Source organism: Enterovirga sp. CN4-39 (assembly GCF_049446235.1).
GTDB lineage: Bacteria > Pseudomonadota > Alphaproteobacteria > Rhizobiales > Beijerinckiaceae > Enterovirga.
Window position 1 is genome coordinate 368,734 of record NZ_JBMSEF010000002.1, and the last position, 12,570, is coordinate 381,303.

Sequence of the window (12,570 nt, forward strand, 5' to 3'; positions counted from 1 at the left end):
CGGCCCGCGCGGAAGCGGGCCGGGGCGCCGCCGACTGAACCTCCTGCGCGTTCAGGCCGTTAGCTCCCCAGATGGGCGCCGGAGAGCGGCGCCGAGCGGGAGATTCGCCGATGGTTGCGCGAAACCACGAAAATCGAAGCGAGAAACAGAAGGGCCACCTGCCCCCGCACGACGACGTGCAGCGCGCGCGTTCGCAGGGACACCAGGGTGGCCAATCCGGAAGCGACCGCAGCGGCACGGACGAGCGGCATGATGGCCGCAGCCGCACCAATGGCGGCGGCGACGGTGCCGGCGGCGCCCCCAAGGCCCAGGGCCAGGGACAGGCGAACAAGGGCGTCGACAATCACCACCAGAACCGCGGTCACGGTTGAGGAGGACGAGATGACGAGCATCCTCGAGCGCGCAAAATCCGCCCTGGGCGCCGAAAAGAAGGGCGAGCCGACGAGCACCGGACAGGGCGGCAAGTCGGACCTGCAGAAGAACGCCGAAAAGGCCCTCCGCATGAAGCAGGAGGCCGGGCCGCAGACGAGCATCCCGGAGCATCAGACCGCGCGTGAGGGCGGCGTGCAGGGCGGGCAGGTCGGTTACAGCGATACTGGTGTCGGCCAGGAATCGACCTATACGTCGAACCTCAAGCGGAGCCACAATCCCCGCAGCGGCGACGCCTGAGTCGAATTGGGGCCTCGGCCGGTTCAGGCCGGGGCCCAACCCGTGGAAGAGCCACAACGCGAATGTCTTGAACCGTACGCAACATCACGCGTTGAGGGCTGCGATCATTGGGGTGCGGATGGGCCAGCGAGATTTCGTCGACCGGGTTGGAAGGGAGCTCCCGAATCGCGGCGCGGCCATGTCGGAAGCGCGCGCGAGGGCGCTCGAGGCGCTCAAGGACGGCTTCGCGCAGGGCGAGGACCGGCGAGACTGGATCATCGTAATCCGCGACGATCTCGGGGCGCCGGTGATGCGCCTCACGCTTGGCGAGGCGGCCGGCACCGATGTGAGCAAGATCCTGGCTTAGCGGATCCGGGCCGAGATCAGCCCCGCTCGCCACCTTCCGAGGAGATCAGCCACTCGCTCTTCACCATGAGCCGGACGCGGAACACGGCGGCGCCGTCTTCGTCACGCACGGTCGCCACGATCTCGCGATCGTCCCCCGCCCGCTCATTGGCGGCGATCGCCGGAAGAACCGCGACGGCCTCCCGCGATGCCGCCTCGATGTCGGCGAAGACGGTGCCTTCCTCATCCAGGCTGTGGCGCGCGCCGTCGTGGATATCGAAGAAGAAGCGGGGCATGGCGGTCTTGCAAGCGTGGCAGGGCGGGTCCGCTTGATATATCTCAAATACATTTCTGATTGAAGCGAGTCTTGGAGCGGGTACGACCTAGGACGCAGCGGGTGCAGGACCGCTAATCTTCGCTGCCGATCCACTCTCCAGACACCGCAAGCCGGGCCCGGAAGATCGCGCGCCCCGTCTCGTCTCGGACGACCGTCACGATTTCCCGCCCGTCCTCCAGACGGGGTGAATCGCCTGCTATGCCCGGCAGCGCCGCGACCGCCTGCGACCGAGCGGCATCCAGGGTGGGAAACTCGATCCCGATCTCATCGATCACCCGCTCCTCGCCGTCATCGGTGTCGAAGAAATAACGCGCCAAGTGTCTCCCCCCGGGTGCGATGATCCCCGTGGTACTCTCCCCTCAACGCGCAAGGCTCCGGAAAGCTCGCAGGCCGATCTGATTTTGTCGGGAATCAAACCTAAGTTATCGCGGCACCCCAGCCGGTGTTGCATGGAGCCGCGCCGGCTCGACGGGAGCTGGGTGTCCCACTCAGCCGTGCCGAGGTACTCAGATTTTGGATCGCCCGCTGGACACCGAGCAGCATCCGCTCGTCCGCAAGCTCGAAAGCGCCGTGGACCTCACCTCCGTGGAGCGCGACGCCCTGATTGCGGTGCCGATGACGGTGCGGGACCTGCGCGCCAACCAGGATATCGTGCGCGAGGGGGATCGCCCGTCCCAGTGCTGCCTCGTCCTCGAAGGGTTCGCGTTCCGCTATAAGATCGTGAGTGGGGACCGGCGCCAGATCCTGGCCTTTCACGTGCCCGGGGAGATCCCGGATCTGATGAGCCTGTATCTGAGGACGCTCGACCACAGCCTCGCTTCGCTCACGCCGGCCCGGGTCGGGTTCCTCCAGCACCGGGTGATGCGCGAGTTGATGCTGCGCCATCCGCGCCTGGCGGGCCTGTTCTGGCGCGAGACCCTGATCGATGCCTCGATCTTCCGCGAATGGCTGACCGGGGTCGGCCGGAGGCGCGCGCCGGCGCGCATCGCCAACTTCTTCTGCGAGATGTTCGTGCGTCTCGACGTCATCGGCATGGCGTCGGACAACTCGGTTCCGCTGCCGATCACCCAGGAGGAACTGGGGGACGCGCTCGGCCTCTCGGCCGTGCACACCAATCGCACCCTGCAGGAGCTGCGCTCCAAGAACCTCTTCAGCTTCGAGGGGGGCAGGCTCACGGTCCTCGACTGGGAGGGCCTGAAGGTGGCGGGCGAGTTCGACCCGACCTACCTGCACCTGCGCCGGGACGATCCGGACCGGGAAGCCTGAGGCCTCCCGGTCAGGTCCCGCAGAAGGTCCGCGTCACGCGCTGGTGCGCTTCGGGCGGATCCATGTAGGCGGCGTGTTCCGGCTGGTCCTCGTAGGGGCGGGACAGAACCGTCAGAAGCTCCTCGAAGGGGCCGAAATCATCCTTGAGCCCTGCCTGGATGGCGGCCTCGACGCGGTGGTTGCGCGGGATGAAGGCCGGGTTCGCGGCCAGCATCGCAGCCCGGCGGGTCCCGGCCTCTGCTGGCTCCAGCGCCAGCCTCGCGCGCCAGGTCTCGGCCCAGGCGTCGAAGCTCGTCGGATCGATGAAGCGGCTGCGGACCGGTTCCGCGTCGCCGTCCGGCCCGGCCGCCTCGGCGAGATGGCGGAAGGTGAGCGTGAAGTCCGCCCCGTTCTCGAACATGCGCTTGAGCAGGTCGCCTGCGAGTTCGAGGTCGCCTTCGCGCCCATCCAGGAGGCCGATCTTCCGCCGCAGGCCGGCATGGTAGTGGCGCTCGAAGGTCGGCGCGAAGGCCTTCAGGGCATCTTCCGCGTCTGCGACCGCGCGCTCGGGGTCGTCGTCGAGCAGCGGCAGCAGCGTCTCGGCGAGCCGCGTCAGGTTCCAGAGCGCGATCCTGGGCTGGTTGCCGTAGGCATAGCGGCCCTGCACGTCGATGGAGCTGAACACCTTGGCGGGGTCGTACTCGTCCAGGAACGCGCAGGGGCCGTAATCGATCGTCTCGCCCGCCACCGACATGTTGTCGGTGTTCATCACGCCGTGGATGAAGCCGACCAGGAGCCAGCGTGGGATGAGGGCGGCCTGCCGCGCGATGACGGCGTCGAGCAGGGCCCGATAGGGGCGCTCGGCCTCGCCCGCCTCCGGATAGTGCCGGGCGATGACGTGGTCCGCGAGGAGCCGCACGCCCTCCGTGTCGCCGCGGGCGGCGAAGAACTGGAAGGTGCCGACCCGGATGTGGCTGGACGCGACCCGCGTCAGCACCGCGCCGGGCAGGATTTCCTCCCGGGCCACGGGATCGCCCGTCAGCACCGCCGCGAGGGCGCGCGTGGTCGGAATGCCCAGCGCCGCCATGGCCTCGCTGACCAGGTATTCGCGCATCACCGGCCCGAGCGCGGCCTTGCCGTCGCCGCCGCGCGAGAAGGGCGTGCGGCCCGAGCCCTTCAGCTGGATGTCGCGCCGCCGGCCATGCCGGTCCACGACCTCGCCGAGGAGGATGGCCCTCCCGTCCCCGAGCTGCGGCACGAAGTTTCCGAATTGATGGCCCGCATAGGCGGTCGCGATCGAGGCCGCGCCCTCCGGTACCCGGCGGCCCGCCAGCATCTCGACCCCTTCGGGGCTCGCGAGCCAGTCGGGATCGAGGCCGAGCTCCTCGGCAAGCGCCCGGTTGACCTTGATGAGCCGCGGCGCGCTCGCTTCGGCGGGCCGGACGCGCGCGAAGAAGCGGTCCGGCAGGGTCGCGTAGCTGTTGGCGAAGGCGATGTGCATGGCGATCCGTTGCGTCAGGCTCTCACAGATAATGCCTGAAGGCCGGTTTCGCTCACCCGGCACGCCCGAAGTCGCCCTGCGCGGCGCGCATGTTCCGCTCGCGCTCTCGTGCTACAACGGCCACGACCCGGCGAGAGACCGGGCAGGGAGGATTGCGTGCAGGCTGAAGCCACCATCGCGCGCGCCGGGCAGGGGAGCTAGCTGATATGTCAGTCGCGCTCGGCTGCATCGCGGACGATTTCACCGGAGCGACCGATCTCGCCGGCATGCTCGTCAGAGCGGGCCTCCGCACCGTCCAGCTGATCGGGGTGCCGGATCGCGATCTTCCGGCCGAGGTCGACGCGGTGGTGATCGCGCTCAAGTCGCGCACGAGCCCCGTCGCCGAGGCGGTGCGGGACTCCCTCGATGCGCTCGCCTGGCTGAGGCAGGCCGGCGCCCGGCAGATCTACTTCAAATACTGCTCGACCTTCGATTCGACGCCCGCCGGCAATATCGGGCCGGTCGCGGACGCGCTGCTCGATGCCCTCGGCAGCGACTTCACCGTGGTCTGCCCGGCTTTCCCGGCGAACGCGCGGACCATCTACAAGGGATACCTCTTCGTCGGCGAGGTGCCCCTGAACGAGAGCGGGATGCGGGACCATCCGCTCACCCCGATGACGGATGCGAGCCTCGTCAGGGTGATGCAGGCGCAGACCCCTCGCCGGGTCGGCCTCGTGCCGTACGAGGTCGTCCGGCGCGGTCCCGGCGCGATCCGGGAGAGGTTCGGCAGGCTCCGGTCGGAAGGCGTGTCCTACGCGGTCCTGGACGCCCTGGACGATGCCGATCTCCTGGCGCTCGGCGCGGCCTGCGCCGACCTTCCCCTGGTCACGGCGGGTTCGGGCCTCGCGCTCGGCCTAGGCCCGAATGTCTCGGGCGTGGCGGCCGGAGCGGCCGCGGATGCGCTGCCCGCCACGGGCGGGCGGCGGGCCGTCATCGCCGGGAGCTGCTCGGCCGCCACCCGCCGGCAGGTCGCCCTCATGCGGGAGCGGCATCCGAGCTTCCGGATCGAGGCGGCGGACCTCGCATCCGGTGAGGACATCCCCGGCCGGGTGCTGGCCTGGGCGGCGGAGCAAGAGGGCCCGATCCTCGTCTATGCCACGGCGGATCCGGAGGAAGTCCGGGCCGCCCAGGCGGCCTACGGGGTGTCCGGGGCGGGCGAGATGATCGAGGCCGCGCTCGCCCGCATCGCGCAGGGGCTCGTCGGGAACGGGTTCGGCCAGCTCATCGTCGCCGGCGGCGAGACCTCGGGCGCCGTCGTGCGGGCGCTCGGCGTCTCCGGGCTCCAGATCGGCCCGGAGATCGATCCGGGCGTGCCCTGGACCGCCACCCTGGAGGGGGCCGGACGCCGGCCCCTCGCGCTGGCGCTGAAATCCGGCAATTTCGGCACGGACGATTTCTTCCTGAAGGCCTGGGAGCGTCTCGGATGACAGACGGCGTTGGGATGGGCGGCGGGGCTCCGGCCCGCGCGGCCGTGATCGGGCTCGGCTCGATGGGGCTCGGGATGGCGCAGTCGCTGCTGCGGGCGGGCTTCGAGGTCCATGGCTGCGACGTCGTCCCGGCGAACCTGGAGGCCTTCGCGAAGGCCGGCGGCTCGGGCGCGGCGACGCCTGCCGCGGCCGCGGAGGGGGCCGACGTGGTCGTCTGCGTGGTCGTGAACGCGGCCCAGACGGAAGCGGTGCTGTTCGGCTCCGAGGGCGCGGTCGCCGCCATGAAGCCTGGCGCGGTCGTGATCTCCTGCGCCACCATGGATCCGGAGGTGGTGCGCGGGCTCGCCGCGCGCGTCGAGGCGGCCGGCTGCCTTTATCTCGACGCCCCGATGAGCGGCGGCGCGAAGCGGGCTGCAGAGGGCGCGCTCACCTTCCTGGCCTCGGGCAGCCAGGCGGCCTTCACGGCCGCCCGCCCGGCCCTGAACGCGATGGCCGCGAAGATCTACGAGCTCGGCTCGGCGCCGGGCCAGGGCGCCGCCTTCAAGATGGTCAACCAGCTCCTGGCCGGCGTGCATATCGCGGCCGCCTGCGAGGCGATCGCCTTCGCGGCCAAGCAGGGGCTCGACATCGCGCGCGTCTACGAGGTGATTTCCGCCTCGGCGGGCACGTCCTGGATGTTCGAGAACCGCATCCCGCATGTCCTCGCGGGCGACTACACGCCGCTCAGCTCCGTCGAGATCTTCGTGAAGGACCTCGGCATCGTGCACGACATGGCGCACGGGGCGAAGTTCCCGGTCCCGATGGCGGCGGCCGCGCTGCAGATGTTCCTGATGACGGCCGCCTCCGGCATGGGCCGGGACGACGACTCCTCCGTCGCCCGGCTCTATGCGCAGGTCAGCGGGACGAAGCTGCCGGGGCCGCCCCGGAGCTCGTGACCGCGCCCTCGGCCTCGAAGGCCGCGATCTCCGCATCGGAGAAGCCGTACTGGCTCAGCACGGCGCGCGTGTCCTCGCCGAGGAGCGGCGCCGCCTTCCTGACGCCGCCCGGCGTCGAGGAGAACTTGATCGGCAGGCCGAGCGCCTTCACGGGACCGGCGGTCGGGTGCTGCACCTCCACCACCATCTCGCGCGCGATCGTCTGGGGATCGTTGAGCGCCTGGAGCATGTCGTTGACGGGCCCGCAGGGCACCCCCGCGCCTTCCAGCAGTTCGAGCCAATGCGCGGCAGGCGCCGTGCGGAACCGGGACGACAGCTCCTCTTCCAGCACGGCGAGGTTCGCCATCCGGGCCGCGTTGGTGGCGAAGCGCGGATCGGTCGCGAGTTCGGGCGCGCCGAGCGCCTCCAGGGTGCGGACGAAGTTCTTCTGGTTCGCGCCGCCGACCACGATCCAGCCGTCGGAGGCCTGGAAGGCCTGGTAGGGCGCGTTCAGGGGGTGCGCCGAGCCCATGGCGCGCGGCGCCTCGCCGGTCGCGAGCGCAATCGCGGATTGCCAGTAGGTCTGGACGAGGGCGGCCTCGAACAGCGAGGTCTCGACCCATTGGCCCTCGCCCGTCTTGAGGCGATGCGCGTAGGCGGCGGAAATTCCGAGGGCGGCCAGGATGCCCGCCGTGATGTCGGAGAGCGGCGGGCCGCATTTCGCGGGCGGGCTGTCCGGGCCGTCGCCCGTGAAGGTCATGATGCCGCTCATCGCCTGCGCGACGAGGTCGAAGCCGCGGCGGTGGCGATAGGGACCGGTGCGGCCGAAGCCCGAGAGCGAGCAATAGATGAGGGCCGGGTTCTCGGCCTTCATGGCCTCGTAGCCGAAGCCCAGGCGCTCCATCACGTCCGGCCCGAAATTCTCCACCAGCACGTCCGCGCTGCGGACGAGGCGGCGCAGCACCTCCGCGCCGCCCGGCTTCTTCAGGTCCAGCACGATGCCCCGCTTGTTGCGGTTCATCATCATGAAGGAGGCCGCCTGGTCGCCGACCTTCGGCGGCACGGAGAGGCGCGTGTCGTCGCCGGTCGGGCTCTTCTCGACCTTGATGACGTCCGCACCCATGTCGGCCAGCATCATGGTGCAGGTCGGCCCTGCCATCACGTGCGTGAGGTCGACCACTTTCAAGCCGGCAAGCGGGCCCATTCTCGTTCTCGTCCCTGACCCGTGCCGCGTTACTCGCCCTTCCAGACGGGCGGGCGCTTGTTGAGGAAGGCGTCCATGCCCTCCCGGAAATCCTGGCTCATGTAGCACATGAGGATCAGGTCCTCGCCCTCCTCGCGGGAGCCGTGCTTGCCGAGCCGGCGCACGGCCTCCTTGGTGGAGCGGAGCGTGAGCGGGGCGTGGCCCGCGATCGTGCGGGCGAGTTCCTCGGCCCGCGCCGCGAGGGCGTCGGCGTCGGGCAGGATCTCGGAGAACAGCCCGATCGCCTGCGCCTCCTCGGCGCCGACGAGCCGGGCCGTGAAGATGATCTCCTTCACGCGGGCCGGGCCGATCAGGCCGATCAGGCGGCCGATATTCGACATGGCGAGGCAATTGCCGAGCGTGCGGGCGATGGGGAACCCGAACTTGCCGTCGGCCGTCGCGATGCGGATGTCGCAGCAGGCCGCGATGCCGGCGCCGCCGCCCGTGCAGAAGCCCGGGATCGCCGCGATCGTCGGCACCTGGCAGGCCTCGATGGCGGACAGGATGCGGTCGATCCGCGACTCGTATTCGAGCGCGTCCTCAGGCGTCTTGAAGGCGCGGAACTGGTTGATGTCCGTGCCGGACGCGAAGGCCTTGCCGCCGGCGCCCGTGATGATCAGCGCCCGCGCGGACGGGTCGTCGTTCAGCTCGCCGCAAATCTCCGCGAGGCGCTCGTACATGGCGAAGGTCAGCGCGTTGCGGGCCTGAGGCCGGTTGAACGTCACCTTGGCGATGCCGTCCTTCATCTCGAACAGGAGATCCTGGTCCGGGCTGACTGAGAGAGCTGCTGACATCGTGGTCTCGTGCTGGCGGGCCGGACGGCCGCAGGGGTCGGGTTGATCGTGGTTCGGCGCGATCCTGCAGGCCCGCGCCGGAGAGGGCAATCCTCGGAAGCTCAATCGGGCATGAGCGCGATGCGCAGCTCCGCCGCCTGGTCCACCGCCTCGCGGGAATAGACGAGCGGCAGGTAGCGGCGCTCGGCCCAGAGCGGCGCGAGGTCGTCGTAATGCGGCGAGCGCGGGTCGCCGGACTGGCCGGGCGTGTTGATGAAGCGGCTGCGGTCCCAGTCGCCCACGTCCAGCACCATGCGGAACGATGCGCCCGCGATCGCCCGGAAATCGGTCGCGCGATAGCGCGTGTTCATCACGGTCGAGCCCGAGCCACCCTTCGGCAGCGGCCCGACATCGCGCCATTCGGTGGCGCCCGGGACGCCCGCGCTGAGCGGGTGCTCGAAATAGCCGTGATGCAGGTCGCCCCAGCGCCACGCCGCCGGCTCTGCGCCGAGGCGCTTCGTGCAGGCCGCGCAGGCCGCCGCGAGCGTCTCGGCGAGGAGCGATGCCCGGTCCGCCTCGTCGCGCACCCAGGGCCGCGAGCCGGGCCGCTCCAGGGCTGCGAGCAGCGTCTCGTGATCGCCCGGCGGCAGCAGCGCGCGCGTTCCCGCATCCGGAGCCGCGCGGGCGAGCAGGGCGGGCTTCAGGTGCTTCGTCCACCAGACCTCGAACAACGCCGCAGCGGCGCTGCCCTCGTGCAGGTGCCCGTCCCAGCCGGCGAGCAGTTCGAGCCCGGCCGCCGCGCCGCCGCCGCGCGGCACGTCCCCGAGCAGGCGCAGGACGCGCAGGGCCGGCAGCGACAGGTCGTCGGTCTGGAGGCGCATGGAGGCGTCCACCGTGTGCGCCTCGTCCGCCCCAAGCACCTGCCTGATCCGGTGCGCGCGCGAATATTCGAACCACTCGTAGCCGAGCTTCACCTCTTCGGCCGGGAAACCCTCGGGAAGGTTCATCTCGTTCGCGGTCGCCACGAAGCCGGAGGCGGGGTTCACGATGCGCGGCAGCTCGGACGGATCGTGGAAGCCGCTCCACTCGAAGCGGCCGTCCCCCGGCACCGGGAGCAGCCCGTCATGGGCCGGGCGCCGCGGCACCTTCGCGGAGGCGTACCAGCCGATATTGCCGGAGACGTCGGCATAGACCTGGTTCGCAGGCGGCACGCTCCAGCGCCGGATCGCGCTCTCGAAGGCCTCGGGGCTGCGGGCCTCCATGGAGCCGACGCTCGCCAGGTAGGCGGCGCTGCCGGGCTCCAGCCAGACGGTCCGGACCGCGAAGGCGCGATGCCGTGATGGCGCCTCGTGCACCACCGGGCCGTGGCGCGTGAAAGCGAGCCGCACCTCCTGGTCGGGCGCGCCCTTCACGGGGATCGTCTCCGTGATCGTCCGCATCCGCTCCCAATCCTCGCCGTAGCGGTAGCGCTCCGGATCGGCCGGGTCGGTTTCGTAGACGACCAGGTCCTCCTGGTCGGCCGGGAAGATGGTCATCGCGAAGGCGGAATGGCCGTTATGCCCGAAGGAGATGCCGGGCAGCACGGGCTCGCCCGTGCCGATGAGGTCCATGCCCGGTGCGGTCAGGTGGACGACGTAGCGCAGGGACGGCAGCGCGTAGGTCCGGTGCGGGTCGCTGCCGAGGATGGGGCGGCCTGTCGCCGTGCGCGATCCTGCGACGGCCCAGTTGTTGGAGCCGTCCTCCGGCGCGGAGGGATCGAGCGTGACGGTGCCGAGTTCGTCGACCTTGCGCCAGCGTGGCGCCTCCGCCAGCGTCGCGCGCAGCCGCTCGGGCGAGAAGGTCACGGGCGCGGTGGCGAGCTTGAAGTCATCCAGCACCTCGGCCGTGACGTCGGCCGGGTCGAGGCCCTCCGGCACCTGCACGTCGTGCGGCGGATCGATCGAGCGGCGGGCGAGGTCGGTCTCGAGATCGGCACGCGCCATGACCTGCGCGCGCAGGGCCTCGGACAGCACGTTCGCCACGAGCGCGTGCGAGCGGATTCGCACCACGTCATCGGCCGCCCAGCGGGCGGGGCGGGTGCCCATCGCGGCGAATTCCGGCGGCATCAGAGCGGAATCGCCCTCCGCGAGCGCCACGAAGGCGTTGATCCCGTCCACGAAGGCCTGCGTGACCTCGCGCAGGTCCGGCACGCCATAGGCGGCCCATTCGGCCGCCATGTCGCCCCGGTAGAGGAACAGGCGCGCCGCGCGGTCCTGTTCCAGGTAGCCGGGCCCGAAATCCGCCGCCAGCAGGCCGAGGCCGCGCTTGCGCCACAGGTCGATCTGCCAGAGGCGGTCGCGCGCCGCGTTGAAGCCCTGCGCGAAGAAGAGGTCGCGCCGCGAGGCGGCACGGATATGCGGCACGCCCCAGCGATCGACGATGATCTCGGCGGGCTCGCGCAGGCCGGCTGCTCGGTAGGATGCGGTGGGGCTCAAGCCAGCTCCTCGATCGTTCCGTGACGACCTGCGCTGCTTCTGCCATCGGAGCACGCGGCGCAAGCGGGGCAATCATATGACCTTGGCCGGAGCGGACCTGCGGGGTGTCCCAGGTATACACCGCCCAGCGATTTATCATGATCAGGTTAGTGAAGATTGTTCATGTGACATGTTGGTAGGTTGACAAATACAGCGCTGGGCAGGTCCGTTAGACTTAGGCTAGATTTGAGCTAATGCCCCAGATCGCATCGGACGGCGCCGACACCACCTCCGCCCGGACGGGTGGAACCGGGCGGCTCCATGACCAGGCTGCCGAGATCCTCGAATGGCGGATCAGGGCAGGGGCGATCGCGGGCGGTACGCGCCTGCTCGAATCCCGGGTCGCGGCAGAGTTCGGCATCAGCCGCGCCCCCGCGCGACAGGCGCTCGTGGCGCTGGAGCGGGCGGGCTTGCTCTCGCGGGACAACGCGCGCGGCTATCTCGTGACGGACCTGGGCGGCTCCGGCGAGGCCGTGCCCGAGGCGCCGGGCCCCATCCAGCTTTCCCCTGCCGCCGGCTGGGAGCGGATCTATGCCGATATCGAATCGAGCATCGTCTCGCGGACCGCCTACGGGAACTGGCGCGTCGTCGAGACCGAGATCGCCAAGCATTACGGCGTGAGCCGGACGATCGCCCGGGACGTCATCGCGCGGCTGAACCAGCGCGGGCTGATCCGCAAGGACGAGCGCTCGCACTGGTATGCTCCGGCCCTGACGCGGGACCACGTCGCCGAGCTCTACGAGATGCGCTGGACGCTGGAGCCGCTGGCGCTGGAGAAGGCGGCGCCGTTCATCCCCGGCGAGCGGATCCGTGAGGCGCTGGCGTCGCTGACCGGCGCGATGGAACGGGCGGAACTGACGGGCGCCGATCTCGACGGGCTCGAGAACGACCTTCACGTCGGCCTCCTCGGCTATTGCGGCCAGCAAACCCTGATGGAGGCGCTCCACTCCTACCAGTCGCTCCTCGTCGCGCACCGGTTCCTGTATCGCTGGATGCCGGCCCTCTACGTCTCCGAGCCGTTCCTGCCGGAGCACCTGGAGGTGCTGCAGGCGCTGGAATCAGGCCGGATCGCCGTCGCGGCCGAGCGGTTGCGCTGGCATCTGCAGGTATCGCTCGACCGGGCTCTTGCGCGGATCGAGGTGATCGCCGCCGAGGTGCAGCCGGAGCCGCTGTCCTACCTGTTCGTCATCCAGTAGGGCCGGGCGCGGTCGTCGGGCCGGGACCACTTGACAGTTGCAGAATATTATCCTATATCGTTGCCTGTCCTGGCCCACAGAGGGGCGTGTGCGCAGCGTGGCTCATGCGGGTCGGGAACGGTGGTCCGGGGAGGTCGGCGTCACGCACCGGCACCCCGGGCGGCCCAAGTCGGCAATCCCGGCTGGCTGAGCCTGCCGGTCACTGTCCCGGGACCCTCGCGGGTCCAGGAGGACGCAGCGGGAGGATAGAAAGGTCACCCTCCCGGGGGTTCGCCGAAGCAAGCCTCAAACACCGTGTGCGGGAGGTCCGGGCGAGAGCGCCCGCGGGTTCCGACACTCCCTTCCGGCATCCGATCCGCCCGTCGGAGCGGTGCCGCCCGACCTCCCGC

General features: G+C 70.3%; 13 protein-coding genes. 6 read left to right on the forward strand and 7 right to left on the reverse strand.

Annotated features, from left to right (window positions below; translation table 11 throughout):
- Window positions 1-59: 59 nt before the first annotated feature.
- On the reverse strand, window positions 60-392 hold the full coding sequence (locus tag ACO2SS_RS05555) for a hypothetical protein (protein ID WP_423276596.1): 333 nt from the start codon (window positions 390-392) through the stop codon (window positions 60-62).
- On the opposite strand from ACO2SS_RS05555, the gene ACO2SS_RS05560 reads away from it, so the two are divergent.
- Together ACO2SS_RS05560 and ACO2SS_RS05565 are read left to right on the forward strand one after the other, a co-directional pair.
- Entirely contained in the window at window positions 382-669 is a 288-nt protein-coding gene (locus ACO2SS_RS05560; protein ID WP_423276597.1) for a hypothetical protein, read from the forward strand. The two genes, ACO2SS_RS05555 and ACO2SS_RS05560, sit on opposite strands and share 11 nt — an antisense overlap.
- Window positions 670-787: 118 nt before the next feature.
- Window positions 788-1,015, forward strand: coding sequence for a DUF6894 family protein (locus tag ACO2SS_RS05565; protein WP_423276804.1), 228 nt, complete (start codon window positions 788-790; stop codon window positions 1,013-1,015).
- Between the two features lie 16 nt (window positions 1,016-1,031).
- On the opposite strand, the gene ACO2SS_RS05570 is transcribed toward ACO2SS_RS05565, so the two are convergent.
- Window positions 1,032-1,289, reverse strand: a complete 258-nt coding sequence (locus tag ACO2SS_RS05570) for a DUF6894 family protein (protein WP_423276598.1) — start codon at window positions 1,287-1,289, stop codon at window positions 1,032-1,034.
- A gap of 112 nt (window positions 1,290-1,401) precedes the next feature.
- A complete protein-coding gene (locus tag ACO2SS_RS05575) occupies window positions 1,402-1,647 on the reverse strand; it encodes a DUF6894 family protein (RefSeq protein ID WP_423276599.1) in 246 nt (81 codons plus the stop codon).
- 196 nt (window positions 1,648-1,843) lie between these two features.
- On the opposite strand from ACO2SS_RS05575, the gene ACO2SS_RS05580 reads away from it, so the two are divergent.
- A complete protein-coding gene (locus tag ACO2SS_RS05580) occupies window positions 1,844-2,596 on the forward strand; it encodes a Crp/Fnr family transcriptional regulator (RefSeq protein WP_423276600.1) in 753 nt (250 codons plus the stop codon).
- Between the two features lie 10 nt (window positions 2,597-2,606).
- Here ACO2SS_RS05580 and ACO2SS_RS05585 read toward each other — a convergent pair whose 3' ends face one another.
- The gene (locus ACO2SS_RS05585) at window positions 2,607-4,076 is read right to left on the reverse strand and encodes a protein adenylyltransferase SelO (RefSeq protein WP_423276601.1); all 1,470 of its coding nucleotides are present in this window, start codon (window positions 4,074-4,076) and stop codon (window positions 2,607-2,609) included.
- A 206-nt stretch (window positions 4,077-4,282) separates the two neighbouring features.
- On the opposite strand from ACO2SS_RS05585, the gene otnK reads away from it, so the two are divergent.
- Together otnK and ltnD are read left to right on the forward strand one after the other, a co-directional pair.
- Window positions 4,283-5,542 carry a 3-oxo-tetronate kinase gene (gene otnK, locus ACO2SS_RS05590; RefSeq protein ID WP_423276602.1) on the forward strand — a complete coding sequence of 420 codons (1,260 nt, stop codon included), beginning with the start codon at window positions 4,283-4,285 and terminating at the stop codon, window positions 5,540-5,542.
- Entirely contained in the window at window positions 5,539-6,477 is a 939-nt protein-coding gene (ltnD, locus tag ACO2SS_RS05595; RefSeq protein ID WP_423276603.1) for an L-threonate dehydrogenase, read from the forward strand. Before otnK ends, ltnD begins: the two co-directional genes overlap by 4 nt.
- Here the strand turns inward: ltnD and ACO2SS_RS05600 are convergent.
- The 3 genes from ACO2SS_RS05600 to ACO2SS_RS05610 all read right to left on the reverse strand — a co-directional run bounded on the left by ACO2SS_RS05600 (window position 6,437) and on the right by ACO2SS_RS05610 (window position 10,946).
- Complete coding sequence (locus ACO2SS_RS05600; protein ID WP_423276604.1) at window positions 6,437-7,660, reverse strand: CaiB/BaiF CoA transferase family protein; 1,224 nt, start codon at window positions 7,658-7,660, stop codon at window positions 6,437-6,439. The genes ltnD and ACO2SS_RS05600 overlap by 41 nt on opposite strands.
- Window positions 7,661-7,689: 29 nt before the next feature.
- A complete protein-coding gene (locus ACO2SS_RS05605) occupies window positions 7,690-8,493 on the reverse strand; it encodes an enoyl-CoA hydratase/isomerase family protein (RefSeq protein ID WP_423276605.1) in 804 nt (267 codons plus the stop codon).
- Between the two features lie 101 nt (window positions 8,494-8,594).
- Window positions 8,595-10,946, reverse strand: coding sequence for a penicillin acylase family protein (locus ACO2SS_RS05610; RefSeq protein WP_423276606.1), 2,352 nt, complete (start codon window positions 10,944-10,946; stop codon window positions 8,595-8,597).
- Between the two features lie 233 nt (window positions 10,947-11,179).
- Between ACO2SS_RS05610 and ACO2SS_RS05615 the strand changes: the two genes are divergently transcribed.
- On the forward strand, window positions 11,180-12,181 hold the full coding sequence (locus ACO2SS_RS05615; protein ID WP_423276607.1) for a GntR family transcriptional regulator: 1,002 nt from the start codon (window positions 11,180-11,182) through the stop codon (window positions 12,179-12,181).
- Window positions 12,182-12,570: the final 389 nt, after the last annotated feature.

Bases quoted from the DNA above. Each gene is read 5' to 3' on its own strand.
- ACO2SS_RS05585 (WP_423276601.1), bottom strand. From the start codon at position 4,076: ATGCACATCGCCTTCGCCAACAGCTACGCGACCCTGCCGGACCGCTTC.
- ACO2SS_RS05570 (WP_423276598.1), bottom strand. From the start codon at position 1,289: ATGCCCCGCTTCTTCTTCGATATCCACGACGGCGCGCGCCACAGCCTG.
- otnK (WP_423276602.1), top strand. From the start codon at position 4,283: ATGTCAGTCGCGCTCGGCTGCATCGCGGACGATTTCACCGGAGCGACC.
- ltnD (WP_423276603.1), top strand. From the start codon at position 5,539: ATGACAGACGGCGTTGGGATGGGCGGCGGGGCTCCGGCCCGCGCGGCC.
- ACO2SS_RS05600 (WP_423276604.1), bottom strand. From the start codon at position 7,660: ATGGGCCCGCTTGCCGGCTTGAAAGTGGTCGACCTCACGCACGTGATG.
- ACO2SS_RS05560 (WP_423276597.1), top strand. From the start codon at position 382: ATGACGAGCATCCTCGAGCGCGCAAAATCCGCCCTGGGCGCCGAAAAG.
- ACO2SS_RS05555 (WP_423276596.1), bottom strand. From the start codon at position 392: ATGCTCGTCATCTCGTCCTCCTCAACCGTGACCGCGGTTCTGGTGGTG.
- ACO2SS_RS05565 (WP_423276804.1), top strand. From the start codon at position 788: ATGGGCCAGCGAGATTTCGTCGACCGGGTTGGAAGGGAGCTCCCGAAT.
- ACO2SS_RS05615 (WP_423276607.1), top strand. From the start codon at position 11,180: ATGCCCCAGATCGCATCGGACGGCGCCGACACCACCTCCGCCCGGACG.
- ACO2SS_RS05605 (WP_423276605.1), bottom strand. From the start codon at position 8,493: ATGTCAGCAGCTCTCTCAGTCAGCCCGGACCAGGATCTCCTGTTCGAG.